Source organism: Pseudomonas sp. MRSN 12121 (assembly GCF_000931465.1).
In the GTDB taxonomy this organism is placed as follows: Bacteria; Pseudomonadota; Gammaproteobacteria; order Pseudomonadales; family Pseudomonadaceae; genus Aquipseudomonas.
In genome coordinates, this window is record NZ_CP010892.1 from 6,441,017 (window position 1) to 6,465,053 (window position 24,037).

At 67.0% G+C, this 24,037-nt stretch carries 21 protein-coding genes; 4 read left to right on the plus strand and 17 right to left on the minus strand.

The window, feature by feature from the left end; all coding sequences use genetic code 11:
- Positions 1-4: 4 nt before the first annotated feature.
- Positions 5-1,246, minus strand: a complete 1,242-nt coding sequence (locus TO66_RS29390) for a D-amino acid dehydrogenase (RefSeq protein ID WP_044465543.1) — start codon at positions 1,244-1,246, stop codon at positions 5-7.
- A 107-nt stretch (positions 1,247-1,353) separates the two neighbouring features.
- Here TO66_RS29390 and TO66_RS29395 point away from each other — a divergent pair, with 107 nt between their 5' ends.
- Positions 1,354-2,268 carry a LysR family transcriptional regulator gene (locus TO66_RS29395; protein WP_044465544.1) on the plus strand — a complete coding sequence of 305 codons (915 nt, stop codon included), beginning with the start codon at positions 1,354-1,356 and terminating at the stop codon, positions 2,266-2,268.
- A 108-nt stretch (positions 2,269-2,376) separates the two neighbouring features.
- On the opposite strand, the gene trhA is transcribed toward TO66_RS29395, so the two are convergent.
- Positions 2,377-2,994 carry a PAQR family membrane homeostasis protein TrhA gene (gene trhA / locus TO66_RS29400; protein WP_044465545.1) on the minus strand — a complete coding sequence of 206 codons (618 nt, stop codon included), beginning with the start codon at positions 2,992-2,994 and terminating at the stop codon, positions 2,377-2,379.
- Between the two features lie 153 nt (positions 2,995-3,147).
- Here trhA and TO66_RS29405 point away from each other — a divergent pair, with 153 nt between their 5' ends.
- The gene (locus TO66_RS29405; RefSeq protein WP_044465546.1) at positions 3,148-4,059 is read left to right on the plus strand and encodes a LysR substrate-binding domain-containing protein; all 912 of its coding nucleotides are present in this window, start codon (positions 3,148-3,150) and stop codon (positions 4,057-4,059) included.
- 94 nt (positions 4,060-4,153) lie between these two features.
- Here the strand turns inward: TO66_RS29405 and madM are convergent, their stop codons facing one another.
- From madM to pilG, 15 genes are all read right to left on the minus strand, one after another.
- Positions 4,154-4,918, minus strand: a complete 765-nt coding sequence (gene madM / locus TO66_RS29410; RefSeq protein WP_044465547.1) for a malonate transporter subunit MadM — start codon at positions 4,916-4,918, stop codon at positions 4,154-4,156.
- Between the two features lies 1 nt (position 4,919).
- Positions 4,920-5,336, minus strand: coding sequence for a malonate transporter subunit MadL (madL, locus tag TO66_RS29415; RefSeq protein ID WP_044465548.1), 417 nt, complete (start codon positions 5,334-5,336; stop codon positions 4,920-4,922).
- Between the two features lie 66 nt (positions 5,337-5,402).
- On the minus strand, positions 5,403-6,338 hold the full coding sequence (gene mdcH / locus TO66_RS29420; RefSeq protein WP_044465549.1) for a malonate decarboxylase subunit epsilon: 936 nt from the start codon (positions 6,336-6,338) through the stop codon (positions 5,403-5,405).
- Positions 6,335-6,967 carry a malonate decarboxylase holo-ACP synthase gene (locus TO66_RS29425; RefSeq protein WP_044465550.1) on the minus strand — a complete coding sequence of 211 codons (633 nt, stop codon included), beginning with the start codon at positions 6,965-6,967 and terminating at the stop codon, positions 6,335-6,337. Before TO66_RS29425 ends, mdcH begins: the two co-directional genes overlap by 4 nt.
- The gene (gene mdcE / locus TO66_RS29430) at positions 6,961-7,764 is read right to left on the minus strand and encodes a biotin-independent malonate decarboxylase subunit gamma (protein ID WP_044465551.1); all 804 of its coding nucleotides are present in this window, start codon (positions 7,762-7,764) and stop codon (positions 6,961-6,963) included. Before mdcE ends, TO66_RS29425 begins: the two co-directional genes overlap by 7 nt.
- A complete protein-coding gene (locus TO66_RS29435) occupies positions 7,764-8,612 on the minus strand; it encodes a biotin-independent malonate decarboxylase subunit beta (RefSeq protein ID WP_044465552.1) in 849 nt (282 codons plus the stop codon). Before TO66_RS29435 ends, mdcE begins: the two co-directional genes overlap by 1 nt.
- Positions 8,605-8,904, minus strand: coding sequence for a malonate decarboxylase subunit delta (locus TO66_RS29440; RefSeq protein WP_007932573.1), 300 nt, complete (start codon positions 8,902-8,904; stop codon positions 8,605-8,607). Before TO66_RS29440 ends, TO66_RS29435 begins: the two co-directional genes overlap by 8 nt.
- Positions 8,904-9,779, minus strand: coding sequence for a triphosphoribosyl-dephospho-CoA synthase (locus TO66_RS29445; RefSeq protein WP_044465553.1), 876 nt, complete (start codon positions 9,777-9,779; stop codon positions 8,904-8,906). The genes TO66_RS29440 and TO66_RS29445 overlap by 1 nt, the downstream gene beginning before the upstream one ends.
- A complete protein-coding gene (gene mdcA / locus TO66_RS29450) occupies positions 9,780-11,450 on the minus strand; it encodes a malonate decarboxylase subunit alpha (protein WP_044465554.1) in 1,671 nt (556 codons plus the stop codon).
- Positions 11,451-11,762: 312 nt separating this feature from the next.
- Positions 11,763-12,218 (minus strand): chemotaxis protein CheW, encoded by a 456-nt coding sequence (locus TO66_RS29455; RefSeq protein ID WP_044465555.1) that lies wholly within the window; start codon positions 12,216-12,218, stop codon positions 11,763-11,765.
- Positions 12,211-18,138: an Hpt domain-containing protein gene (locus TO66_RS29460; protein WP_044465556.1), complete on the minus strand. Its 5,928-nt coding sequence runs from the start codon at positions 18,136-18,138 to the stop codon at positions 12,211-12,213. Before TO66_RS29460 ends, TO66_RS29455 begins: the two co-directional genes overlap by 8 nt.
- 30 nt (positions 18,139-18,168) lie before the next feature.
- Positions 18,169-20,205, minus strand: a complete 2,037-nt coding sequence (locus TO66_RS29465; RefSeq protein ID WP_227698254.1) for a methyl-accepting chemotaxis protein — start codon at positions 20,203-20,205, stop codon at positions 18,169-18,171.
- Between the two features lie 123 nt (positions 20,206-20,328).
- Positions 20,329-20,868, minus strand: a complete 540-nt coding sequence (locus TO66_RS29470; RefSeq protein WP_044465557.1) for a chemotaxis protein CheW — start codon at positions 20,866-20,868, stop codon at positions 20,329-20,331.
- Between the two features lie 11 nt (positions 20,869-20,879).
- Positions 20,880-21,245: a twitching motility response regulator PilH gene (gene pilH / locus TO66_RS29475; protein WP_011336365.1), complete on the minus strand. Its 366-nt coding sequence runs from the start codon at positions 21,243-21,245 to the stop codon at positions 20,880-20,882.
- A gap of 43 nt (positions 21,246-21,288) precedes the next feature.
- Positions 21,289-21,696 carry a twitching motility response regulator PilG gene (pilG, locus tag TO66_RS29480; RefSeq protein WP_044465558.1) on the minus strand — a complete coding sequence of 136 codons (408 nt, stop codon included), beginning with the start codon at positions 21,694-21,696 and terminating at the stop codon, positions 21,289-21,291.
- A 236-nt stretch (positions 21,697-21,932) separates the two neighbouring features.
- Here pilG and gshB point away from each other — a divergent pair, with 236 nt between their 5' ends.
- Together gshB and TO66_RS29490 are read left to right on the plus strand one after the other, a co-directional pair.
- The gene (gshB, locus tag TO66_RS29485) at positions 21,933-22,889 is read left to right on the plus strand and encodes a glutathione synthase (protein WP_044465559.1); all 957 of its coding nucleotides are present in this window, start codon (positions 21,933-21,935) and stop codon (positions 22,887-22,889) included.
- Between the two features lie 100 nt (positions 22,890-22,989).
- Positions 22,990-23,889, plus strand: coding sequence for an energy transducer TonB (locus TO66_RS29490; protein WP_044465560.1), 900 nt, complete (start codon positions 22,990-22,992; stop codon positions 23,887-23,889).
- Positions 23,890-24,037 lie beyond the last annotated feature (148 nt).

Sequence of the window (24,037 nt, forward strand, 5' to 3'; positions counted from 1 at the left end):
GAGTTCAGGCGGCATGGGGCGCGAGCCCCTGCATGTCGATGGAAGTACGGCGCTGGCCGAGCAGTTCGGCCAGCAGTTGCCCGCTGCCACAGGCCAGGGTGAAGCCCAGGGCGCCATGGCCCAGGTTGAGCCACAGGTTGCGGTAGCCGGTGGCGCCGATCAGCGGCACGCCGCTAGGGGTCGCCGGGCGCATGCCGGCCCATTCGACGGCGGCATCGTAATCGCCGGCATGGGCGAAGGTTTCCCGCGCCTGGCGCTGCATCAGCGCTAGTCTTTTCGGGTCCAGGGCCGGGTCGAAGCCGACGATATCGACCATGGCCGCCACCCGCAGCTGCTGGCCGATCCGCGCGTAGACGATCTTGCGGTTGTAATCGGTGATGCTGATCTCCGGCGCCCGGTGTTGCGCGCCGATCGGCACGCTGAGGCTGTAGCCCTTGAGCGGGTACAGCGGCAGCTTGAGCCCGGGCAGCGCCAGTTCGCCGCTGCGATGCCCGGCGGCGAGAATCAGCTGGTCCACCGCCAGCACCTCGTCGCCCAGCTCGATGGCCCGGACCTGGCCGCCCGCCTGGCGAATCCCGGTGACCGCACGCCCCGTCAGCAGCTGGCAGCGCCCGGAGGCCCGCAGGCGCGCCACCAGTTGCTGGCAGAAGGCGTGACAGTCGGCCACCTCCTCGTCCGGGGTAAAGATGCCGCCGACAAAGGGCGCGCCGCCGAGGGCCGGTTCCAGCTGCACGCACTCGGCGGCGGACAGCACCTGCTGCTGGCGCGGATCGGCCAGGCCGTGGCGCGCGTGCTCGAAACTGGCGGTTTCACGGAAGGTCACCAGCTTGCCGTTGCGCCGCCAGTGGAAACCGTCGAGCCCATCGTCGTCGCGCCAGCGCTGCAAGGTGGCCTGGCTCAACAGCGCCAGGCGCAGCAGGTGCGCGCCGTTGCGCCGGTTCACCGAGCCGCGGCAGGCCGCCAGGAACCCGGCCATCCAGCGCCATTGGGCCGGGTCCAGGCGCGGGCGCAGTTTCAGCGGCGAGTCGCCGCGCAGCATCCAGCCCAGGGCCTGCCAGGGCACGCCGGCGTCGGCCAGCGGCGCCACGTAGCGGTACGACAGCTGGCCGCCGTTGGCGAAGCTGGTCTGGCTGGCGAAGGCGTCCCGTGCCTCCACCAGGCTGACGTCGAACCCCTCGCGAACCAGGGCGTAGGCGCTGGCCAGGCCGATGACCCCGCCGCCGATGATGCAAACCCGCTGTGCCATGTCAGTCCTTAATCCCTCGTTGAGCGGGCTTCAGGTTAGGGCCAGGTGACAGGCGCGGGACAATGAATAAAGATGGTCCACCCATAAACAAAGGTTATGGACTTGCCATGCGACTGCGCCATATCGAGATTTTCCAGGCCATCCGCCAGACCGGTTCGATCAGCGGCGCGGCGCAATTGCTGCACGTTTCCCAGCCGGCGGTGACCAAGGTGTTGCAACACGCCGAACAGCAGCTGGGCTTCCCGCTGTTCCTGCGGGTCAAGGGCAAGCTGCAGGCCACCCCGGAGGCCCTGGAGCTGGAGCGCGAGGTCGACAAGGTCAGCGAAAGCCTGCAAGGGGTGCGGCGCCTGGCCCAGAGCCTGCGCCGCGAACCGGGCCACAGCCTGCGCATCGGCGCCACCCCGGCGCTGGCCCTGTCGCTGCTGCCGCCGGCCATCAGCGAATGGACCCGGCGCTACCCGGATATCCTCTGCGAGCTGTCCAGCGCCCACAGCCGCGAACTGGTGCAGAACCTGCTGATGCGCGAGATCGACGTCGCCCTGACCCTGCAACGCCCGGATCACCCGGGGCTGACCGCCCAGGCCCTGGCCAGCGGGGTGCTGGTGGCGCTGGCGCCGCTGGATTACTGGCCCCTGGCGGCCCGGGGCACGCCGCTGTCCTTGCTGGAACTGGCGGGCGCGCCGTTGATCGGCCTGTCCAGCGCCGACCCGCTGGCGGCGAAACTCGACGGTTACCTGAAAGCCGTGGAGCCGGCGCCGCGGGTCAGCATCGCGGTGCAGACCTATTCCCTGGCCCGCGCCATGGTCGAATCCGGCGCCGGGCTGGCGGTGATCGATCCGTTCACCGCCCTCGGCGCCTCGCCCGCCAGCACCGCGATCCGCCCGCTGACGCCGGCGCTGCCGATCACCCTGTACGCCGTGACCCGCGCCGCGGAGGCGCTGCCGCATACCTTGCGTAGCCTGCTGGAGATTTTTGGTGGGCGGGCGCAGGAGCAGTTGGATCGGTTGATGACCGGGGATTGAGGCAGCCTGTCAGGACGCCATCGCGGGCAAGCCTCGCTCCTACAGGGATGTACGCTACCCGTTGTAGGAGCGAGGCTTGCCCGCGATGAACGATGATGCGGTCGCTCGTCACAACACGTAAAACAAGATCGCCACGAAGTGCAGCAAACTGCCGGCGATCACGAACAGGTGCCAGATCCCATGGGCATGGCGCAAACGGCTGTCCAGGGCAAAGAAGATAATGCCGACGGTGTAGAGCACCCCGCCCGCCGCCAGCCAGATGAAACCGGCGATGCCCAGGGCCGCCAGCAGCGGCTTGACCGCCACCAGCACGATCCAGCCCATCACCGCATAGATCACGATGGACAGGATCCGCGCCTCGGAGCGCGGCTTGATCTCCTGCAGGATGCCGATCAGCGCCAGCCCCCAGACGATGCCGAACAGCGTCCAGCCCCAGGGTCCGCGCAGGGTCACCAGGCAGAACGGCGTATAGCTGCCGGCGATCAGCAGGTAGATGGAGAAGTGATCGACTTTCTGCATGATGTTTTTCGCCCGCCCGCGCACGCTGTGGTAGACGGTCGAGACGCTGTACAACACCAGCAGGGTGAAGCCGTAGATGGCGACGCTGACGATTTTCCATGGGCTGCCGTCAAGGCTGGCCAGCACCACCAGCCAGATTCCCCCGACAAGTGCCGCCACCGCACCGACCAGGTGCGTCCAGGCGTTGAGTCTTTCCCCGTGATACATGTACCCCTCACCTCCCAAGGCGAAAAATCTGCGCAAGGCGCGAAGCTGTAGCCTGCAAGCGCAATGTTTCCGAATAAGGTATGGACGAAAAAACCTCCAGCCAAGTCATGGCTCGACAGGCACAATCGGTGCATTCGAAAAAGAGTGCCGACCATGCTGATCGATGAAGAACTGACCCTGAAGAAGCTCGAGGTGTTCCTCGCGTTCATGCGCACCGGCAACCTGGCCCGCGCCGCCGCCGAGTTGCAGACCAGCAATGTCAGCGTGCACCGGGCCATTCACTCCCTGGAAAGCGCCCTGCGCTGCCCGCTGTTCAAGCATGAAGGACGCAACCTGACCCCGCTGGAAAGCGCCTTCGTCCTCGAAGAGCGGGCGCAGAAACTGATCCAGGACGTGGTCGAAAGCGTGCGCCTGACCCGCGAAGCCGCGGGTTTCTCGGCGGAGCGCTTCAAGCTCGGCTCGCTCTATTCATTGACGGTGAAGACCGTGCCGCAGCTGATCATGGGCTTGAAGCTGCGCCGCAGCGAGCTGAACATCGACCTGATCCTGGGCTCCAACATCGACCTGCTGTACAAGCTCAAGAACATGGAAGTTGACGCCATCCTGGTGTCGCTGGACGACAGCGTCAGCGACCCGGACTGCGAACAGATCCCGCTGTTCTCCGACGATATCTTCCTCGCCACGCCCGCCGATTCGCCGTTCGCCCAACAGGCCGAGGTCGACCTCAGCGATGTGCGCGACGCGACCTTCATCACCCTCACCCAGGGCTTCGCCACCCACCAGGACGGTGTGCGAGTGTTCAAGCAGGCGGGGTTCGAGCCGAAGGTGGCGATGCAGGTCAACGACATCTTCACCCTGCTGAGCATGGTCAGCTCGGGGGTGGGTTATGCCCTGTTGCCGGGAAGGATCGCCGCGGTGTACGAAAACCGCGTGAAGCTGATTGCGCTGCAGCCGCGCTACCGGCTGCAACAGCATATCGGCGTGGTGTTTCTCAAGGCCAAGGAACGCGATCCGAACCTGCTGGCGTTGTTGGCGGAGTGCCGGATGTATTCGCGGGGGTCATAAGACGCTATCGCGGGCAAGTCGGATCGCCGCCCGCTCGCTCCTACAGGTTTTGCGTGATTCTGTAGGAGCGGAGCTTGCCCGCGATGGCGTCATATCAGCCAACCAACCCGCGCACGATAAAAAACAGCAACGAAGGCCCCAACAGGCAACCCAACCCGGTATGGAAGGTCGCGGTCAGCGCGCCATAAGGCACCAGGCGCCGGTCGGTCGCCGCCAGGCCCGCGGTCACCCCGCTGACGGTGCCCGCCAGGCCACCGAAGACCATCGCCGAACGCGGATTGTCCAGGCCCATCCAGCGCGCCGCCATGGGCGTGCCGACCATCACCAGGATCGCCTTGATCAGCCCCGTGGCGATGGACAGCGCCACCACATCGGAACTGGCGCCGATCGCCGCCCCGGTCACCGGCCCGACGATGTAGGTCACCGCGCCGGCGCCGATGGTGGTCATGCTCACCGCATCGCGATAGCCGAAGGCCCAGGCGATGCTTGCGCCGACAATGAACGGCAGCACCGTCCCCAGCAGCAACGCGATGGCGCCGATCATCCCGGCCTTGCGCGCCTCGGTGGCCTGCACTTCGAAGGCCGTGGCGACAATCGCGAAATCGCGCAGCATGGCGCCGCCCATCAGGCCGATGCCGGAGAACAGCGTCAGGTCCGCCAGGCCCTTTTGCCCGCCGGTGAGCGTGCCACCGACCCAGGCCAGCACCAGCCCGATGACGATGGCGATGGCCGAGCCGTGTACCCGGCCAAAGGTCAGGTGCCTGGACAGCAGCACCGAGACCCACATGATTACGCCGACGAAGGCGAAGGCCGTGACCAGGCCATTGTGTTCCAGGCCTTTCTCGATCAGATCCCACATATCAGCGTCCCCCGGCCGGAGTGGCGCCGGGCGCCGCTGTTTGCGGCTCGTCCGGCAACGGTTCGCCTTTGTGGGTACGACTGATCAGGGCAATGGTGCCGCCGCACAGCAGCACCGAGCCGATGGCCGCCAGCACCGCCACCGGGCCGCCGTGCAAGGCGGTGACCACGTTCTGTTGCGCGGCCATGGCCACCACCACCGGGATGTACATGGCGCCCCAGAAGCCGACGCCCATCTCGCAATCCTTGGTCATGCCACCGTGCCGGTGCATCCACAGGCGCGCGCAGATCAGCAGGATCATGGCGATGCCGACCCCGCCGACGTTGGATTTGACGCCCAGCAACACGCCGAGCAGGTCACCGATAATCACCCCTGCCAGCGTACAGATCGCCAGCAGCGCCACACCGTAGATAATCATTGTTGTTGTCCTCAAAGTGCATCGTCGAAGTTGTTGTTCTTGTGCTTCGCAAGCTTGAGCCGGTGTCTAGGGTTGGCGGTCTACCTCCTCACGCAACAGCGCTTGCAGGGTGTCGAGCCGGGCACCGTCGCAGGCAATCACGGTGCCTTGCTCGAACACCCGGCGCGCCAGGGCCGTCAGCACCGCCCCGGGCGGCAGTTCGATCTGCAGCCGCACGCCGCGCTCGTAGGCGCTTTGCACGGTGCCGCGCCAGTCCACCACCCGGCACATGTTGAAGGCCAGGTCGTCGCGCAACTGCTCCGGCGTACGCAGCGGCCGCGCACGGCTGCCGCTCAGGTAACCCAGGCGCGGCGGTTGTAGCGCCACCTGGGAAAACGCCTGCGCCAGGGCCCGGGCTGGCGCCTCCAGCAGCGGGCAATGGGACGGCACGCTGACCGCCAGGCGCTTGGCGACCCCGACCCCACAGCCCCGGGCCAGCTCGGCAACCCGGGCCATGGCGGCGTCGCTGCCGGCGATCACCACCTGGTTGTCGGCATTGATATTGGCCAGGTACACCGGCTGCTCCGGGCTATGTACCTGGGCCAGCAAAGCCTCCACCGTCGCCAGTTCCAGGCCGAGGATCGCGGTCATCCCGTAACCCTGGGGATAGGCTTGCTGCATTAGCTCGCCGCGCAGGCTGACCAGACGCAGCGCATCGCCGAACGCCAGGGCCCCGGCCACCACCGCCGCGGGGTAGGCGCCAATCGACAGGCCCGCCACGTAATCCGCCCCCGGCCCCTGTTCCAGCAGCACCCGGGCATGAACCACGCCGGCGATCAGCAGGCACAGCTGCACGGCGCGGGTGCTGGCCAGGGCCTCGGGCGTGTCCAGGGTCAGGACGTCCTCGCCCAGCACCTCGCTGGCCTGTTGCAGGCAGGCATCCGCCACAGCGCTCTGGGGCAGGCGATGCAGCATCCCCGGCTGCTGCGCGCCCTGGCCCGGGAATACCAGCAGGCTGCTCACGCCACCTGCTCCAATGGCTGCCACGGATCGCTGACCAGCCGCGCGCCGCTGGCACTTTTCAGCAGCACCCGGGCCGAGGCCCCGGCCCACTCGCGCAGGGCCACGGCGCCATGAGGCGTCTGCAATTGCATATCCACCGGGCAAATGCCGGTATCGAGCAGCGCCAGCAACGCCCGGGCCTGTTCCCGGTTCATGGGCTGTTCAGTGCGCAGGATCAGGTCCAGGTCGCTGTGTCGATGCAAGGCCGGCACACCGCTGGCCAGCTCGAACCCGGCGCTGCCGCTGACGCCCCAGGCCCAGCCACAGGCGTCCAGCGGCCCGCGCAACTCGGCCAATGCCTGAAGGGCTGGCCAGGCATGATCCGACTCGGCGTGACGCAGGTCCTCCGGTCGCACCCGGCGTTCGATGGCTGCCAGCGTCATCAGCGTTGCATAACGTTGTTCACGTTGTTGTCCACGCACGCCTACCGCCACCTGCCCCGCCGCGGTCAGCGCGCGGCGCACCACCACCGGCTGCCCCGCGGCCATGGCCGCCACTGCCCAGGCCGGGGCATCGGCGGGTAATTGCCGCGGGGTCAGGCCCCACAGCAGGTCGTGGGGCAACAAGGCATCGTTCACGGCGCTCACCATTGCTCGCGCAACAGCTGGCGGACCCGGCTGGACGCGCCGCGATTGCTGGCGCCCAGACGGCCCGACAGGTCGCGGCCATGCGCCCGCGCATCGGCAATCGCCTGCTCCAGGCATTGCCGTACCCGCGCCAGATCGTCCGCGCCGGGCTGCTCGATCTGGCTGACCTCCAGGGTCTCCCAGAGCAGGCCGAGGCTGGCATAGCTGTCGATGTCATAGGCCATGGGCGGCACGCTGGCGGCCAGGGCCTCCAGTTCCTCGACGCTGCGCAGGGTGACCCGCGCCGCCGAGGCCTTGCCCATGGCATGCACCATCACCCCCGGATCGCGCAGGGCGATCAGGCGGTTGGCCTGGTAACCGTGGGCCAGGAAGGCCCCGGACATGGCCTTGCCCACCAGCAGGCCGATCACCGGGTGCCCGGCCAGCCGGGCCCGGGCGTAACTGTCGGCAGCCGCGGCCAGGGCCTGGTGGATGCCCAACGCTTCCTCGCGCCGCCCATAGGCCTGGCTTGGCACGTCGACAATGGCGATCAGCGCGCGTTTGACGCTCTGCTCGCGGTCGGCCTCGATCGCCTCGTCCACCGCCTTGGCCAGGCCCCAGCCTTCCAGCAGGCCGACCTCGCCGTTGCGCGCCCGCACGAAGGGGTTTTCAGGGTCGGCGACCACGGCGATAAAACGCACCGGCTGCTGCGCCAGCACGGCATCCGCCACCTTCAGCGACGCCGGCAAACCGGTCACCGGGGCAGCCCCCGCGCTCAGGGCGTGGAACCAGTTCAGGCCCCTCAGGGAATAAGCACTCATCAGTGGTCTCCTCGATACAGCTGGCGAACCGTCGCCGGGTCGATCTGTGGGCGGCTGTCCAGCCGCGACAGGCATTGCAGGTAGCGTTCGGCCTGGCGGCTGCGCTGTGCGGTGGGCAGCCCCTGGGCCAGCAGCTCGCCGAGCTGCTGGCGGATCTGCGCCACGTCGTCGGCCACATAACGGTCCGCCAGGCCGCTGGCGAAGCGCTGCTCGCCGCCGGTCAGGCTCCAGATGAAAGGCCGGTCGCGGGAGTCGTATTCCTCAAGGCCCGCTTCCTGCTCGATCACCTGCGGGCCATTGAGGCCCAGCCGCGCCTCCTGGGTCACCAGCAGCGAACTGCACAGCCCGGCGGCAATCGACATGCCGCCAAAACAACCGACGCTGCCGGCGACGATGCCGATCACCGGCTGGTACTGGCGCAAGTCGACGATCGCCGCGTGAATGTCGGCAATCGCCGCCAGCCCGAGATTGGCCTCCTGCAGGCGCACGCCGCCGGTTTCCAGCAGCAATACCGCACGGGTCGCAATGCCCTTGCGGTTGTCCTCGGCCGCCAGTTCCAGGGCGCCGGCGATCTTCGCCCCGCCGACCTCGCCGAGGCTGCCGCCCTGGAACGCGCCTTCGATGGCGGCGATCACCACCGGCAGGCCGTCGATGCTGCCTTTGCCGATCACCACGCCGTCATCGGCCTGGGGCACCACGCCCTGACGCGCCAGCCACGGCGACATGACGCGCTGGAAGGGGTCGAGCAATTCGCGAAAGCTGCCGGCGTCGAGCAGGGCCCTGGCGCGCTGCCGGGCGCCGAGCTCGACGAAGCTGTGCTTATTGAGCAAACGGGCGCTGTCAGTCATGGCCGATCTCCTCGAAACCTTGCTCCAGGCGCAGGCGCACCACGCCGGGGGTGGCGCCGAAATCATGGATGTCGATACTCAGCGCCGGCGGCGTCTGGCCGTCGAACATGCGCTCGAACAGGTGTTGCCAGCGCGAGGCGCTGCCGTTGACCGAAGTCTGCACCTGGATGCTCAGCTTGCCGGGCTGCCCGGGCTCGAGCAGCACTTCCAGATCGCCCGAGCCGACACAGCCCACCAGCGCCCGGCCCCGGGCGGGTTGCCCGGCGGGAAATTCGAAAGACAAGGTTTCCATCACACTGCTCCCTGGGTAAAGGCGGCGCCGGAGGCGATCCGGTCGATCAGCAGGCAGGCCGCGAGCAAGTCCGCGGCGCCACCGGGCGAGGCGTTCAAGGCCACTAGTTGTTGGTCCAGCTCGTGCAACCGGCGACGCCCGGACAGGCTGGCGCTACCGCCGGCCTCAAGTACTGCCTGGGCGCCCTGCTGCATGGCCTGCAAACCTTCCTCACCGGCGCGATATAAAACGCAGGTGTCGGCCAGGCCGCTCATGATCGCCAGCAGCGCATCGAGCCGGGCGTTCTGTTCGCCATGCCCCTGGGCACGGCTGCGCTGGAGTTGCGGCAGGCCCCGTTGCAGCACCGCCGGAAAGCCCAACTGGGCTTCTTCGCGCGCACCGCGCACGCCATAGCGCAGCGCCACTTGTGCGCCGTGGCTGAGGGGCCGTGGCGCGTAGCGATCGTCCAGCAGCGCCAGGCGCGCGGCCCGCAGGCAGAGGGCGCCGGCGCTGTTGGCGTGAGGCTCCAGGGCGGCGGCGGCCACCAGCAGGCCCAGGGCCCAGATCGCCCCACGATGGGTGTTCACGCCGTGGGTGGTGGCGAGCATCGCCGCTTCGCCGTCACGGCCGATGCGCCCCAGGGCTTCGCGCAGGGGCAGGCCAATGGCGCCGGCCTCGCTGGCAGCCTCGGCCATTTCCTTGAACGCCGGCCACAACGACAGCGCCGAGGCATGCATCAGCCCCAGGTGCAGGTCGCTGTGGGCGCCATTGCCACGGCGGTCGACCAGGGCCGGTTTCGGCGACAGGTCCGCCTCATCGATCAGCGCATCCACCGCCAGGTCCGCCAGGCGCTCGGCCAGGCTCAGGGATTGTGTTTGCAGGTTGAAGGCGTGCATTTACCAGCTCCTGAACTTGGCGGGCGGGTTGTACAGGCCACCCGACCACTCCACCAGGTCGGCGACGCTTTTCGCCGCCAGCAGCTCGCGGGTCGCGTCGGTGCGGCGGATGCCGAGGTCTTCGGGCAAGGCGATCAACCCTTCGCGACGCATGCGCGCGGTGTCCTTGGGGTTGTGGCGCAGGCCGATGGCGGTCACCCCGGCCACCGCCGCGATCATCGCCTGGCGCTCTTCCAGGGAGCGCGCCTTGTACAGGTAGGCAATGCCCTCTTCGGTCAGCAGGTGGGTGACGTCGTCGCCGTAGATCATGATCGGCGCCAGCGGCATGCCGCTTTTCTTCGCCACTTCCACCGCGTCCAGGGTTTCGACGAAGGTCGGTTTGCCGCCCTCCTGGAAGGTCTCGACCATCTGCACCACCAGTTTCTTGCCGCGTTCGAGCATCGGTTGCGGCGCGTCGTCGTGGCGCATGTCGAGCCAGGCCGGGGTGCCGTGGCGCCGGCCACGCGGGTCGTGGCCCATGTTCGGCGCACCGCCGAAGCCGGCCAGGCGGCCGCGGGTCACGGTGGAGGAATGACCATCGCCATCGACCTGCAAGGTCGCGCCGATAAACAGGTCCACCGCGTACTGCCCGGCCAGTTGGCAGAACATCCGGTTCGAGCGCAGCGAACCGTCGCGCCCGGTGAAGAACACGTCCGGCCGCGCGGCGATGTACTGCTCCATGCCCAGTTCGGTGCCGAAGCAATGCACGCTGTCCACCCAACCGCTTTCGATAGCCGGGATCAGGGTCGGATGGGGGTTGAGGGTCCAGTTGCGGCAGATCTTGCCTTTCAGGCCCAGGGATTCGCCGTAGGTCGGCAGGATCAGCTCGATGGCCGCGGTGTTGAAGCCGATGCCGTGGTTCAGCGACTGGACGCTGTGTTTCTCGTAGATGCCGCGGATCGCCATCATCGCCATCAGCACGTGCACCGGCTTGATATGGCGCGGGTCGCGGGTGAACAGCGGCTCGATGTAGAACGGCTTGTCGGCCACCACCACGAAATCGACCCAGGACGCCGGGATATCCACCCGCGGCAACTCGCTGACATCGTCCACCAGCTGGTTGACCTGGACGATGACGATGCCGTCGCTGAACGCCGCCGGCTCGATCAGTGCCGGGGTGTCCTCGGTGCTCGGCCCGGTATAGATGTTGCCGGCGCGGTCGGCCATGAAGCCGGCCGAGAGCACCACGTTGGGGATCAGGTCCACCACCAGCCGCGCGTAGAGCTCGATGTAGGTGTGGATCGCGCCGATTTCCAGCAGGCCGTCTTCCAGCAACTGGCTGATGCGCAGGCTCTGGGTGCCGGCGAAAGAGAAGTCGAGCTTGCGCGCGATGCCGCGTTCGAACAGGTCCAGATGCTCCGAACGCCCGACGCTGGGCATGATCATGTGCAGGTCATGCAGCTTGCCCGGGTCGGCCTTGGCCAGGGAGCGAGACAGAAAGTCCGCCTGCTTCTGGTTGTTGCCCTCCAGCACCACACGGTCGCCGGGCAGGATCAACGCCTCCAGCGCCGCGACAATCTTGTCGGTGGGCAACACAGCGCCATCGGCGAGCCCCCGCACCTGTTCAAGCCGCCGCTGCTTCTCACTGCGCCGCCGCGTCCAGCGCGAGTCGGGGGATAGTCTTGTTGTCATGTCCACTCCACGGGTTCGCTGTCGTGGCAGCTACCTTAGGAGCGCAGGAGGCAAGGCATCAATCAAGCAGAGTGGCGGATCGTTACGGTCAGGGTAATGATCGAAGGGCGCAGGGCCGTTCCTATGCCCCCCTGTAGCCGCTGCCGAGCCCTGGCGAGGCTGCGATAGGACCGAAGGTCCTCCTGCGGTTTCGAGATCCCTGCGCCTGCTGCGCAGTCGATCGCAGCCTCGCTAAGGCTCGACAGCGGCTACAGGTGCCGCGGCTGAGGCGGGGCAAGGCCTTTTGGGTAACGATCAGTTCTTCGGAAAGGCCTAGGACAACCCCGCCTTCACCAGCATCTCCTCCAACCCCAGCAAATCCGGCACCTTCGCCACCTGCTCCCCCACCTGCACCGCCGCTTTCTCCAGCGGTGCCAATGGCACATCGACGTAGCTGAGCTGGCTGTCGAGCCGGCAGGAGCGCGGGATGCCCTGGATTACCAGGGCGATGAACTTGAGGCGTTCGCGGCCGCCCAGGGTGTTGAGCACGACGATGCGCGCGCGTTCGCCGATGGCCAGGGGCTGGCCGCAGGCGGCCTCGAAGCTGATCAGCGGCAGCTGGCGGTCACGCCAGGCGACCGCGCGCAGGTACCAGGGCGGCGCGTCGCTGGCGGGTTCGCCGCGCTGGTAGTCGATCAGCTCGGCGACGGCGACATTGGGCAGGATCAGGGTGCGGTCGGCCAGGGGCAGCAGCAGCCCGGTGAGGAAGCTGGCGCGGTAGTCATGCATGGGGTCTGCTCCACTGGGCGATGCTCTCCAGCAGCACCGACTCCTGGTAAGGCTTGCCGAGGTAATCGTTGACGCCGATGGCCATCGCCCGGTCGCGGTGTTTCTGCCCGGTGCGCGAGGTGATCATGATGATCGGCAACTGCCGCAGGCGCGGGTCGGCGCGCACCTGCTGCGCCACCTCGAAACCGTCCATGCGCGGCATTTCGATGTCCAGCAGCATCAGGTCCGGGGTGTGCTCCTGCAGCAGCGCCATGGCGTCGACCCCGTCCTTGGCGGTCAGCACGTTCATGCCGTGGCGCTCCAGCAGGCGGCTGGTGACCTTGCGCACCGTCACCGAATCGTCGACCACCAGCACCAGCGGCGGCCGCAGCGGTGCGGCCTCCGCCGGCGCTTCGTCATCCACCGCCCGCGGCGCCGGTGGCCGCGCCTGCAAGGCGCGGATATGTGCCAGCAGGTCGAGAATCAGCACCACCCGGCCATCGCCGAGGATGGTCGCCCCGGACAAGCCCTGCACCGCCGCGAACTGCGGGCCCAGGCTCTTGACCACGATTTCCCGGGTGCCGGCCATGGCGTCCACTTGAACCGCGATCCGGTGTTCGTTGTAGTCCACCAGCAGTACCGGCAGCGGCAGGCTCTGGCCCAACAGTTTCGGCCGCGGCACGGTGTGCAGCAGCTCGCCGAGATAGCACAGCTCATAGCGCTGGCCGGCGTATTCGTAGTGCGGCGGATCGAGCTGGTAATAGCTTTCCAGTTCGTGGGGCACGACCCGGACGATGCCCTCGATGGTGTTCAGCGGAATCGCGTACTGCTCGTCCTGGCACTGCACCATCAGCGCCCGGTTGACCGACACGGTGAACGGCAGGCGAATGCGGAAATGCACGCCCTGCCCCGGGATCGAGTCGATGGTCATCGAGCCGCCGAGCTGGCGCACCTCTTCATGGACCACATCCATGCCGACCCCGCGCCCGGAAATCTGGGTGATCTTCTCCGCCGTGGAAAACCCCGGCTGCATGATGAATTGCAGCACGTCGCGGTCGCTGATCTCGGCGTTGGGGTCGAGCAGGCCGCGCTTGATCGCCTTGCGCCGCACCGCCTCCAGCGGCACCCCGGCGCCGTCGTCGCGCATGTCGAAGACGATATCGCCGCCTTCGTGGGACAGGTCCAGGGTGATCCGCCCCTGCTCCGGCTTGCCCGCGGCGCGGCGCACTTCGGCGGACTCCAGGCCATGGTCGACGGCGTTGCGCAGCATGTGCTCCAGGGGCGCGACCATGCGCTCCAGGACGTTGCGGTCCATCTCGCCCTCGGCATTGCCGACGCTGAACACCACGTCCTTGCCCAGCTCCTCGGCCACCTGCCGGACGATGCGCTTGAGGCGCGGCACCAGGCGCTCGAACGGCACCATGCGCGTGCGCATCAGGCCTTCCTGCAGCTCGGTGTTGACCCGCCCCTGCTGCTGCAACAGGTTCTCCGCGTCCTGGTTGCGCCGGTCCAGCGTTTCCTTGAGGTCGAGCAGGTCGGACGCCGACTCGAACAAGGCCCGCGACAGTTGCTGCAACTGCGAATGACGGTCCATCTCCAGCGGGTCGAATTCCTCGTACCCCAGGCGTTCGGCCTCGACCTGCTGGCGGCTGAGAATCCGCCCCTGGGTTTCGGTGTCCAAGCGCCGCAGCTGGTCGCGGATACGCTCGATGGTGGTCTCCATTTCGTTCAGGGCGACCCGCGCATCGTTGACCTGCTGCTCGATGCGTCCACGGAAGATCGACGTCTCCCCGGCCAGGTTGACCAGGTCGTCGAGCAGCTCGGCCGAGACCTTGACCATGTCCCCGGCCTCTGCCGGCGCCGCCGGTGGCTCGGGCTTGCCCGGCGGCGAGAGGTCCGGCAGCACCAGGGGCGGCGTTGCGGCCTGCACCGGATGGGTGAAGCCGCGGATCGCCTCGATCAGGCTCTCGGCCGGCTTGATCGGCTGTTCAGCGCGGGCGGCGTCGAGCATCTGCGCCAGCCGGTCATGGCTCTTCTGCAACAGGCCGAACAGGGCCGGCGTCGCCTGCAACAGGCCACTGGACAGGCCCTCGTAGAGAAACTCCAGCTCGTGGGCCAGGTCGCCGATCGGTGCGATTTCCACCATGCGCGCACCGCCCTTGAGGGTGTGCAGGTCGCGCAGCAGGGTTTCCACTTCCTGGCGGCTGCTCGGCTCGGCCTGCCAGCGCGCCAGGGCCGCACCGGAGCTGTCGAGAATGTCGAAACCTTCTTCGAGGAAGATCTCCAGCAGTTCCGGATCGTGCGCCGCCGCGTCATCGCTCACCGCCGTCTCGGGCAGCTCGCTGGCGACCCCGCTGCGCTGGCGGAACCCGCGGATCGTCTCGATCAGCGCCTTCGGATCGCTCAAGGCTTGCTGCGCCTGCAATTGCTGCAACAGCAGCGCCAACTGCTCATGACTGCGGCGCAACAGGTCGGCCAGTGCCTCGCCATGCTGATAACGGCGATCCACCAGGCCTTCGTAGAGGTTTTCCAGCTCCTGGGCGAGGTCGCCCACCGGCCCGACCTCGGCCATCCGCGCGCCGCCCTTGAGGGTATGCAGGTCGCGCTGCAGGGACGACAAGGGCGCGCCGTTGTCCGGGTCGGCCAGCCAGCGCTGCAGGGCTTGGCCGGCACTGTCGAGGATATCCACCGCCTCTTCGAGGAAGATCGCCACGATTTCCGCGTCCGGTCCCGCCACCTCGCTCTGCGCCTCGTGCTGCATTTGCGCGGTAGCGCGGGTCAGGTCGGTGATGCTCAGGGTGCGGCTGCCATCGCTGCGGATCAACCCCATGGCCGCCGGGTCGAGACCTTCCTCCAGCAGTTCGTGCAGCGCGCGGATCAGCGCCGGTTGCGGGCTGACTTCCTGCCCGGCGGCCAGTTCGTCGAGCATGTCGATCAAGGCTTCGTGGGCCTTTTCTGCCTCGTGGAAGAAGCGCTCGCCGACCACCAGGCTGCTTTCTTCCACCGCGCCGTACAGGTCCAGCAGCGCCTCGCACAGCTCGTCCATCGGTTGCAGGTCCGCCAGGTGCGCGCCTTCGCCGAGGGTGGTCAATTCGTCCAGCAGGTCGCTCAGTTCCTGGCGCTCGCCCGGGTGCTGGCGCCAGCGGCGCAGCAGGTTCTCCGCGTCCAGCAGGATGTCCATGCCCTGGGCCAGGAAGTTGCTGATCAATTGCGCATCGCGCTTGACCCGTAGCCCGGTGTTGGGGGCCTCAAGCAGGCTGGCCAGGCGCGCGGCGGTCAGTGCCCGGACCCGCTCGACCAGGTCGGCGGCGCCGTCGATGGGCGCCAGCGGGTCGCTGCCCAGCTGTTGCAGGCCACGGCGGAACAGGCCTTCGGCCTCTTGCAGCAGCTCGATTTCGTCCAGGTCCAGGGCCATCAGGTGCGCACGGTATTCCCGCGCCAACAGATCCAGCGGCGCCGCCAGCTCGGCGATCGGCAGCACACCGGCCATATGGGCGCTGCCCTTGAGGGTATGCAGGGCCCGCTGCAATTCGTCGCTGGCCTGCAGGGGCAGGTGCTCGGCGGCGCGCTCGAGAAAACGCTTGAGGCTCTCCAGATGGGTTTCGGCCTCGTTGCGAAAGATCTCCAGCAACTGCGGATCGAGCCCGTCCTGCACTTCGTCCGCCAGCGTCGCCTCGCCCCGGGCCAGGGCATGCGCGCGGGCCGCCAGCCGGTCGACATCGTCGCGCTGGCGCTGGGCCTGGGCGGCGAATTCGTCGACCAGTTCGGGCAGCAGTTGCAACACGTCTTCAAGCAGTTGCCGCACCAACGGCCCGGGCTCGACGCTGTTCTCCAGCACCCGGTTGAGCAGGTTCTCCACGGCCCAGGCCAGCTCGCCCAACACCAGCGCGCGGACCATGCGCCCACTGCCCTTGAGGGTGTGGAAGGCCCGCCGCAGCTCACCCAGCGCCGCCTTGCCATGGGGATCGGCGACCCACAGGGGCAGGTACTCGCGCAGCACGTCGAGCACCTCATCGGTCTCCTCGAGGAAGACTTCGCGCAACTCGTCGTCCACCGGATCTTCATCGCCCGGCGGCGGCAATAGACTGTCCGGAGTGTCCAGCGCCGGCGGGTTGAGCACCGAGACCGGGCTGGCCAGGACCTCGGCCAGGGACTGCACCACTTCCGGGCTGTCCAGCTCCTGCAGGTCCTGCATCACCAGGGCTTCGCTGGGGCTGAGCACATCGCTGAGCAGCGGCACCTGGTCGTCCGCCACCGCTACATCCGGCGTATAGCCCAGCGCGGCCAGGCCCTGTTCGGCGACGTCGAGGATCTTCTCCCCCGGCGCCTGGTGATCGTCGCTCAGGCGCTCGAGGTAATACTCGAGGCTGGTGATCACGTCGGCCAGGCTGTCCAGTTGCTGCCAGCCCGGCCGGCGCGGATCCAGCAACAGGTGTTCGCGCACGAAGCCGACGCAGGCTTGCAGAAGGCCCGCCGCCCGGCCCAGGGGAATCATCGCCAGGGCCCCGCGCACCTGGGTCAGCAACTCCGGCAGCGGCTGCAAGCGTTCGCGCTCCCAGCCGGCGTCGATGTAGTCGACGATCAGATCCTTGGCCTGCTGCAGGCAGACCCGCGCTTCCTTGATCACCAGTTGATGGATCTGGGTCAGGTCGGTGGTCGGCAGGCGGCTGTCTTCGCGGCTCTCGGGCTCGGCCGGGCCAGCCATGCCGGCCAGGGTCGCCTCGACGTACAGCAAGGCCCCGGCGACGTCCATCAGCACTGCGTCGTTCGGCTCGCGCTGGCCCTGGGCCAGGCTCAGCACCACGGCGAGCTGGTCGATGATCACCTTGCGCGGCTGACCGAAGCCCAGCACCGCCAGGGTGTCGGCGATCTGCCGCAGGGGCGCCAGCAGGCTGTCCAGGTCCGAGGCGTGCTGGCGGTCGCTGCGCACGAACAGGTCCAGGCGCTCCTTGACCCGCACCAGCTCCTCGCACAGGGCCGCCAGCACCGAGCGCATGGCGTCGCGGTCCGGACCGGCCATGCGGGCGCGCTCCTGATCGACCAGGGCGTTGTCGGGCACAGCGTCATCGAGTCCGTAGGCGTCTTTCATGGTCTGCATCTGCGCGGTGGGGTAACGGGCCTTGGCGATGTAAAACAGCAGGCTTTTCAGCAGTTCGTCCGGGGCCGGCTGGTTGATCCCGGCGATGCCCTGTTCATAGAGGCGCTTGAGTTCGCGGTCGGCATCCTTGAGCAGGCTGCGCACCGCCGGGCTGTTGGCGATCGCGCCGCTGCCGATGCCTTCCACCAGCGCCAGGGAGATCTGCCACAAGGGCCCCAGCGGCGCGTCCTGGCAAAGCCCCTGGAGACGTTCGAACACCTTGGCCATGTAGCCCAGGCTGGCCTTCACGTCCTGCTCGCGCAGCAAGTCGACCAGCGCGGTCTGCAACATGTGCCGCAACTTGCGCAACAGGATGGTCAGGTCGGGGGGCGCCAGGCGGTCCAGGGTCGCCTCGTCCAGCGGCGGCAGGTCCGGCAGTTGCGGGCTGAACAGGCTGGTTTCGGTCAGCAGGCTTTCGCCGCGGGCGCTGCGCAGGTCGTTGAGCAGCGGCAGCACCACCAGCGGCAGGTCGCGGCGCGCGCCCTGCACCCGCTCAAGGTACTGCGGCAACTGGCTGATGGCCTGGCGCAGCAGGTAGATCGCCTCGTCGCGCTGGGCCACGCGGGACTCGCGCAGCGCCTGGGCCAGGGCTTCCATTTCTTCGGCGAGCAGCGCCGCGCCATAGAACTCGACCATCTGCAGGCTGCCATGGACCTGATGGATGCACTCCAGGCACTGGTCGAGGGCCGCCACCGCCTGCGGCTCGTCGACCAGGCGATCGAGCGCCTGGTGGGCCTGCTTCAGCGTTTCGGCAATTTCGCCCTTGACCCACTCCAGGGCCACATAGTCGTGCCGGCCACCCATAACCATTCCCATCGAAATCGTGCTCCGGCCTCAGCGGTTTTCCCGCGGCGTCTGCTCGCGACTCGCCGGCAAGGTGAAGCCGGACACCGAGCGCCGCAGTTGGCTGGCCATTTTCGCCAGGTTACCGATGCTTTCGGCCGTCGCGGTCGAGCCGGACGAAGTCTGTGAAGTGATCTGCTGGATCACGTTCATCGTCAAGGATATCTGTCCGGCCGACGACGTCTGCTGCTGGGCCGCGTTGGAGATGCTCTGGATCAGCGCCGCCAGGGTCTTGGAGACGCCTTCGATTTCCTCCAGGGCCACCCCCGCATCCTGCGCCAGCCGCGCACCGCGCACCACTTCCGAGGTGGTCTGCTCCATGGAGATCACCGCCTCGTTGGTGTCGGTCTGGATCGCCCGCACCAGGTTCTCGATCTGCCGGGTGGCCGCCGAAGAACGCTCCGCGAGGCGCTGCACCTCGTCGGCCACCACCGCGAAACCGCGCCCGGCATCCCCGGCCATGGACGCCTGGATCGCCGCATTGAGCGCCAGGATATTGGTCTGGTCGGCAATGTCATCGATCAGGCTGACAATATCGCCGATTTCCTGGGACGACTCGCCCAGGCGCTTGATGCGCTTGGCGGTGTCCTGGATCTGCTCGCGAATGTTGTCCATGCCGTGAATGGTGTTGTGCACCACCTCGTTGCCCTTGTTGGCGATCTCCACCGAGCGCTCGGCCACCGCCGAAGACTCGGCGGCGTTGGCCGACACCTGGTCGATCGACTGGGCCATCTCGTTGATCGCCATCGAGGCTTCGGAAATCTGCTGGGCCTGATGCTCCGAGGCTTCGGCCAGTTGCATGGCGGTGGCCTGGGTTTCCTGCACCGCCCCGGCGACCTGACCGGCGGTGAGGTTGATGGTCGCCACCAGGTCGCGCAACTGATCGACGGAATAGTTGATCGAGTCGGCGATGGTGCCGGTGAAGTCCTCGGTCACCGAAGCGGTCACCGTCAGGTCGCCGTCGGCCAGGTCCTCGATTTCGTCCAGCAAACGCATGATCGCGTTCTGGTTGCGTTCGTTCTTCTCCGCGGTTTCGTGCAACTGGCGATTGGTTTCGCGGACCATCACCAGGCCGATCAGGATGATCGAGGCCAGCGCGGCCAAGCCCAGGACATAACCGCCGATGGTGTCCAGCGAACGCCCGCCGGCCAGGTTCTCGAAACCGATGGCCAGGCGCGAGGCTTCGTCGAGCAGGGTCTGAGACAGGCTGAAGATATTGCTCGCCGACTCGCGGACCTGGAACAGCTCGGGCGAGGTCTCGAGGATTTCGTCCACCGAGCCGGAAACGAACTGGAACAGCTCGCTGATCTCGGTCAAGCGCGCCCGCGCGTCGCGGTCCTCGACCTGGCTGATCTTCAGGCTCGGATTGCCCTGGAGCATGCCGCTGAGCACCTGGCCGAAGCGCGCCGCGTCGCGACCGAAGGCATCGGCGGCCTGCACCGCGTTCTCGTCGCCCGCCAGCACGGTGTTCACCGCACCGAGGATGCGCTCGGCCAGCAGCGACTGGCGCTGCGCCATGGCCACCTGGGCCGCCGGGGCGCCGCGCTGGAGGAGGATTTCCACGACCTTTTCATACTCGACCTGCAACTGCGGCACGGTTTCCGCGAGGGTCGCGGCCACCTGGTGCAGGGACAGCACCGTCTGTTCGCTGGCCAGGATCGCGTCGGCGTTGTGCAGCAGCTTGTCCCAGTCCTGCTGCACGGCGTGCATTTCCTCGCGCACCGCGATCGGCGCGGCGGGCAGCCCGGTGGCCGGGTCGCCTTTTTTCAGGTAGCCCCAGCGCTGGGCGAAATCGTTGCGCGCATCGCCCAGCAGCTTGAATGCCGCGGCCTTGCCGGCGGCGGCTTCCGTGGCGTTCTTGGCGATGCGCTGGGACAGCACCCGCAGCTCGCCGGCATGGCCGATGTACTGCTTGTCGTAGGTAGCCTGGGTGTTGAGGTAAGCGAAGTTGGCGAACAGCAGCATGATGAACACGATCAGCGCGATGAACAGCACGATGATCTGCGAGCGGCTGCGCGATCCTTCCATTGGCTTGCCTGGGTTGGCTTTCAGTATCTGCACAGCTGGATTCCCGTTGTTCCGTTGCCCGCAATGAACCTCATGCGGTGAGCCGCGCCATCCGTTTCGCGGGCAAGCCCCGCGCCTACAACATTAAACTGCCACATTCAGGAACCCCGGCGACTGCGCCAGGGCGAAGGGACTGAAGACCCACCACACCGGCTCACACGGGAAATACCCCCGCAGGTACGGCGTGATGGCGCCCTGTTCGCTACCGTCGGCGGTCGTTTCCAGGCTGCTCGGCGCGAAATGCTGCATGCCGGCCACTTCATCCACCATCAGGCCGGCGAAGATGTCCTTGTGCTCGACCACCAGCACGCGCCGCTGCTTGCGCAAGGCCGACAGTTCGTGGCCGAAGAATCCGCACAGGTCCATCACCGGCAGCAGCCGCCCGCGCAGGTTGGCTACGCCCCTGACCCAGGGCTTGACCCCAGGCAGCTGGGTGTAGCGCGGCTCGTGCAGGACTTCGCTGACCTCGCCCATCGGCGCGACGTACCAGCGCTCGCCAAGACGGAAACCGATGCCGCTCCAGCCGTGCTGGCGGGTTTCCTGGGAGGGCAGGTCGGCGGCCAGCAGGCGGCAGCGCCGGTCGATCTCGAGCAGCAGTTCGAAGGCGGTTTGCGACTCGGCCATGGCGCGGGCGGTCAGCCGGCCAGGACGTTGTTCAGGGTCTTGATCAGGGTGTCTTCGTCGACCGGCTTGGTCAGGTAATCCCTGGCGCCCTGGCGCGTGCCCCAGACCTTGTCGGTTTCCTGATCCTTGGTGGTGATGATGATCACCGGGATATGGCTGGTCTCGGCGTCCTTGGTCAGCTGGCGCGTGGCCTGGAAACCGTTGAGGCCCGGCATGACGATGTCCATCAGCACGGCATCGGGCTTTTCCTGGCGCGCCAGGGCCACGCCATCGGCACCGTTCTCGGCCTTGAGGACTTCATGGCCGTGCTTTTCCAGCATGCCGGTCAGTTTGTACATTTCGGTCGGCGAGTCGTCGACGATCAGGATACGAGCCATGGTCTTCCCCATACGAATAGGCGTGCGGCCCGCTGGCCGGACCTCAATGTGCTTGTTCTACTGCGGCGAACCCCGGCACATGGGCCTTGATCGCGCTCAGCAGTTCTTCCTTGCTAAAAGGCTTGGTCAAAAACTGGTCAGAGCCGACGATGCGACCCTTGGCCTTGTCGAACAGGCCGTCCCTGGAGGACAGCATAATCACCGGCGTGGACTTGAACGCGCTGTTGTTCTTGATCAGCGCGCAGGTCTGATAGCCATCGAGCCGCGGCATCATGATGTCGACGAAGATGATGCCCGGATGATGGTCGACGATCTTGGCCAGGGCCTCGAAACCGTCGACCGCGGTAATGACTTCGCACCCGGCATTCTTCAGCAGCGTTTCGGCCGTGCGGCGAATCGTCTTCGAATCGTCGATCACCATCACCTTGAGGGCGCTGGATTGCTGTTCCATATCTGCTCTACCGTCGCCACCGTGAATCGATTCCCTGCCCGTACCGCCGGCCGAGGCCCCAAGCCCTTGATGTTCAAGGCCTGGGCCCGGCATGCGAGCCTTTTTAGCATACTCTCCCCATGCAATCTATCGGCCGACCGGCGCGGTGGTTTTTCCTTGACCGGGGACCGCCCGGGCGCCACTCTGACGCCACTTTTTCAAGCCATTGCGCCCACTAATTTTCGAGGAAACCGCCCATGAGCGTTCGCGTCGGGATTGTCATGGACCCCATCGCCAGCATCTCCTATAAAAAGGACAGCTCGCTGGCCATGCTGCTGGCCGCCCAGGAACGCGGCTGGACCCTGTTCTACATGGAGCAGAAGGACCTGTACCAGGCGACCGGTGGCGTGGCGCGGGCGCGGATGCGTCCGCTGAAGGTATTCGCCGACCCGCAGAAGTGGTTCGAACTGGACGCCGAGATCGACAGCCCCCTGAGCGATCTGGACGTGATCCTGATGCGCAAGGACCCGCCGTTCGACATGGAGTTCGTCTACTCCACCTACCTGCTGGAGCAGGCCGAGCGCGACGGCGTGCTGGTGGTCAACAAGCCGCAGAGCCTGCGCGACTGCAATGAAAAGCTGTTCGCCACGCTGTTCCCGCAGTGCACCCCGCCGACCATCGTCAGCCGTCGCCCGGACGTGCTGCGCGAATTCGCCGACCATCACGGCGACGTGATCCTCAAGCCCCTGGACGGCATGGGCGGCTCGTCGATCTTCCGCCATACCACCGGCCACCCGAACCTGTCGGTGATCCTCGAGACCCTGACCCTGCATGGCAAGCAGCAGATCATGATCCAGGGCTACCTGCCGGCGATCGTCGACGGCGACAAGCGCATCCTGATGATCGACGGCGAGCCGGTGGATTATTGCCTGGCACGCATCCCGGCCATCGGCGAGACCCGCGGCAACCTCGCCGCCGGCGGCCGTGGCGAAGCCCGCCCGCTGACCGACAAGGACCGCTGGATCGCCGCCCAGGTCGGCCCGACCCTGCGCGAGAAGGGCCTGCTGTTCGTGGGGCTCGACGTGATCGGCGAGCACCTGACCGAAATCAACGTCACCAGCCCGACCTGCATCCGCGAGATCGACAACGCCTTCGGCACCAACATCGGCGCCATGCTGATGGATGCCATCGATCAGAAGCTCAAGGCGCGTTGATCCAGAACCGCCAAGCACAAACCAACATTGCGTTATCATGCGCCGCCTGTGAAACGCGCGATGTTGGTTCTGTGATGCCTTTTGTGATGTTAAGCCGCCGATGACTCTCCCTGCCGATCTGCCTCCCGAGCTGGCCCACAGCGGCGTGCGCCCGGCCGATCGCCTGGGATTTACCCTGTTCCTGGCCGCCTTGCTGCACATCGCGCTGATTCTCGGCCTGGGCTTCTCCTTCGCCGAACCCAAGCAGATCAGCAAGACCCTGGAAATCACCCTGGCCACCTTCAAGAGCGAAACCAAGCCGAAGAAGGCCGATTTCCTGGCCCAGGAAAACCAGGAAGGCAGTGGCACCCTGGACAAGAAGGCGATCCCCAAGACCACCGAGGTGGCGCCGTTCCAGGAAAACAAGGTGAACAAGGTCACCCCGCCGCCTCCGGCCAAGACCGAACCCAAGGAAGCCGCGCCCAAGGCCGCGGTCGCCACCACTGCGCCGAAACCGAAGAAGACCGTCACCCAGCGTGAAGAGGTCAAGACCGAGGCGAAACCCAAGGTTCCCGCGCCGACGTTCGACAGCTCGCAGCTGTCCAGCGACATCGCCAGCCTGGAGGCCGAGCTGGCCCAGGAGCAGCAGCTGTACGCCAAGCGCCCGCGCATCCACCGCCTGAGCGCGGCCTCGACCATGCGCGACAAGGGCGCCTGGTACAAGGACGAGTGGCGCAAGAAGGTCGAGCGCATCGGCAACCTCAATTACCCGGAAGAAGCCCGGCGCAAGCAGATCTACGGCAACCTGCGGCTGATGGTGTCGATCAACCGCGACGGTTCGCTGTACGAGGTGCTGGTGCTGGAATCCTCCGGCCAGCCGCTGCTGGACCAGGCGGCGCAGCGCATCGTGCGCCTGGCGGCACCGTTCGCGCCCTTTACCGGCGACTTGTCGGATATCGACCGCCTGGAAATCATCCGCACCTGGAAGTTCGCCCGCGGCGACAAGCTGTCCAGCAATTGATGGGGCGTGGCTGTCTGGCCCGACGCTAGCGCGGGCAAGCCTCGCTCCTACAAAAGAAATAAGCGGACTCTGTAGGAGCGAAGCTTGCTCGCGATAGATCCCAAGCCAAACACCGTTGCCCAGCCCGCCAGATTCCGCCACATCCCCA

What these genes read in the sequence shown, in the direction of transcription:
- pilH (WP_011336365.1), bottom strand. Translation starts at nt 21,245, where the DNA reads ATGGCTCGTATCCTGATCGTCGACGACTCGCCGACCGAAATGTACAAA.
- TO66_RS29425 (WP_044465550.1), bottom strand. Translation starts at nt 6,967, where the DNA reads ATGGTGAGCGCCGTGAACGATGCCTTGTTGCCCCACGACCTGCTGTGG.
- TO66_RS29395 (WP_044465544.1), top strand. Translation starts at nt 1,354, where the DNA reads ATGCGACTGCGCCATATCGAGATTTTCCAGGCCATCCGCCAGACCGGT.
- pilG (WP_044465558.1), bottom strand. Translation starts at nt 21,696, where the DNA reads ATGGAACAGCAATCCAGCGCCCTCAAGGTGATGGTGATCGACGATTCG.
- madL (WP_044465548.1), bottom strand. Translation starts at nt 5,336, where the DNA reads ATGATTATCTACGGTGTGGCGCTGCTGGCGATCTGTACGCTGGCAGGG.
- TO66_RS29405 (WP_044465546.1), top strand. Translation starts at nt 3,148, where the DNA reads ATGCTGATCGATGAAGAACTGACCCTGAAGAAGCTCGAGGTGTTCCTC.
- TO66_RS29490 (WP_044465560.1), top strand. Translation starts at nt 22,990, where the DNA reads ATGACTCTCCCTGCCGATCTGCCTCCCGAGCTGGCCCACAGCGGCGTG.
- TO66_RS29465 (WP_227698254.1), bottom strand. Translation starts at nt 20,205, where the DNA reads ATGGAAGGATCGCGCAGCCGCTCGCAGATCATCGTGCTGTTCATCGCG.
- TO66_RS29390 (WP_044465543.1), bottom strand. Translation starts at nt 1,246, where the DNA reads ATGGCACAGCGGGTTTGCATCATCGGCGGCGGGGTCATCGGCCTGGCC.
- mdcA (WP_044465554.1), bottom strand. Translation starts at nt 11,450, where the DNA reads ATGACAACAAGACTATCCCCCGACTCGCGCTGGACGCGGCGGCGCAGT.
- TO66_RS29435 (WP_044465552.1), bottom strand. Translation starts at nt 8,612, where the DNA reads ATGACTGACAGCGCCCGTTTGCTCAATAAGCACAGCTTCGTCGAGCTC.
- TO66_RS29460 (WP_044465556.1), bottom strand. Translation starts at nt 18,138, where the DNA reads ATGGGTGGCCGGCACGACTATGTGGCCCTGGAGTGGGTCAAGGGCGAA.
- TO66_RS29455 (WP_044465555.1), bottom strand. Translation starts at nt 12,218, where the DNA reads ATGCATGACTACCGCGCCAGCTTCCTCACCGGGCTGCTGCTGCCCCTG.
- madM (WP_044465547.1), bottom strand. Translation starts at nt 4,918, where the DNA reads ATGTGGGATCTGATCGAGAAAGGCCTGGAACACAATGGCCTGGTCACG.
- mdcE (WP_044465551.1), bottom strand. Translation starts at nt 7,764, where the DNA reads ATGAGTGCTTATTCCCTGAGGGGCCTGAACTGGTTCCACGCCCTGAGC.
- TO66_RS29470 (WP_044465557.1), bottom strand. Translation starts at nt 20,868, where the DNA reads ATGGCCGAGTCGCAAACCGCCTTCGAACTGCTGCTCGAGATCGACCGG.
- gshB (WP_044465559.1), top strand. Translation starts at nt 21,933, where the DNA reads ATGAGCGTTCGCGTCGGGATTGTCATGGACCCCATCGCCAGCATCTCC.
- TO66_RS29440 (WP_007932573.1), bottom strand. Translation starts at nt 8,904, where the DNA reads ATGGAAACCTTGTCTTTCGAATTTCCCGCCGGGCAACCCGCCCGGGGC.
- trhA (WP_044465545.1), bottom strand. Translation starts at nt 2,994, where the DNA reads ATGTATCACGGGGAAAGACTCAACGCCTGGACGCACCTGGTCGGTGCG.
- TO66_RS29445 (WP_044465553.1), bottom strand. Translation starts at nt 9,779, where the DNA reads ATGCACGCCTTCAACCTGCAAACACAATCCCTGAGCCTGGCCGAGCGC.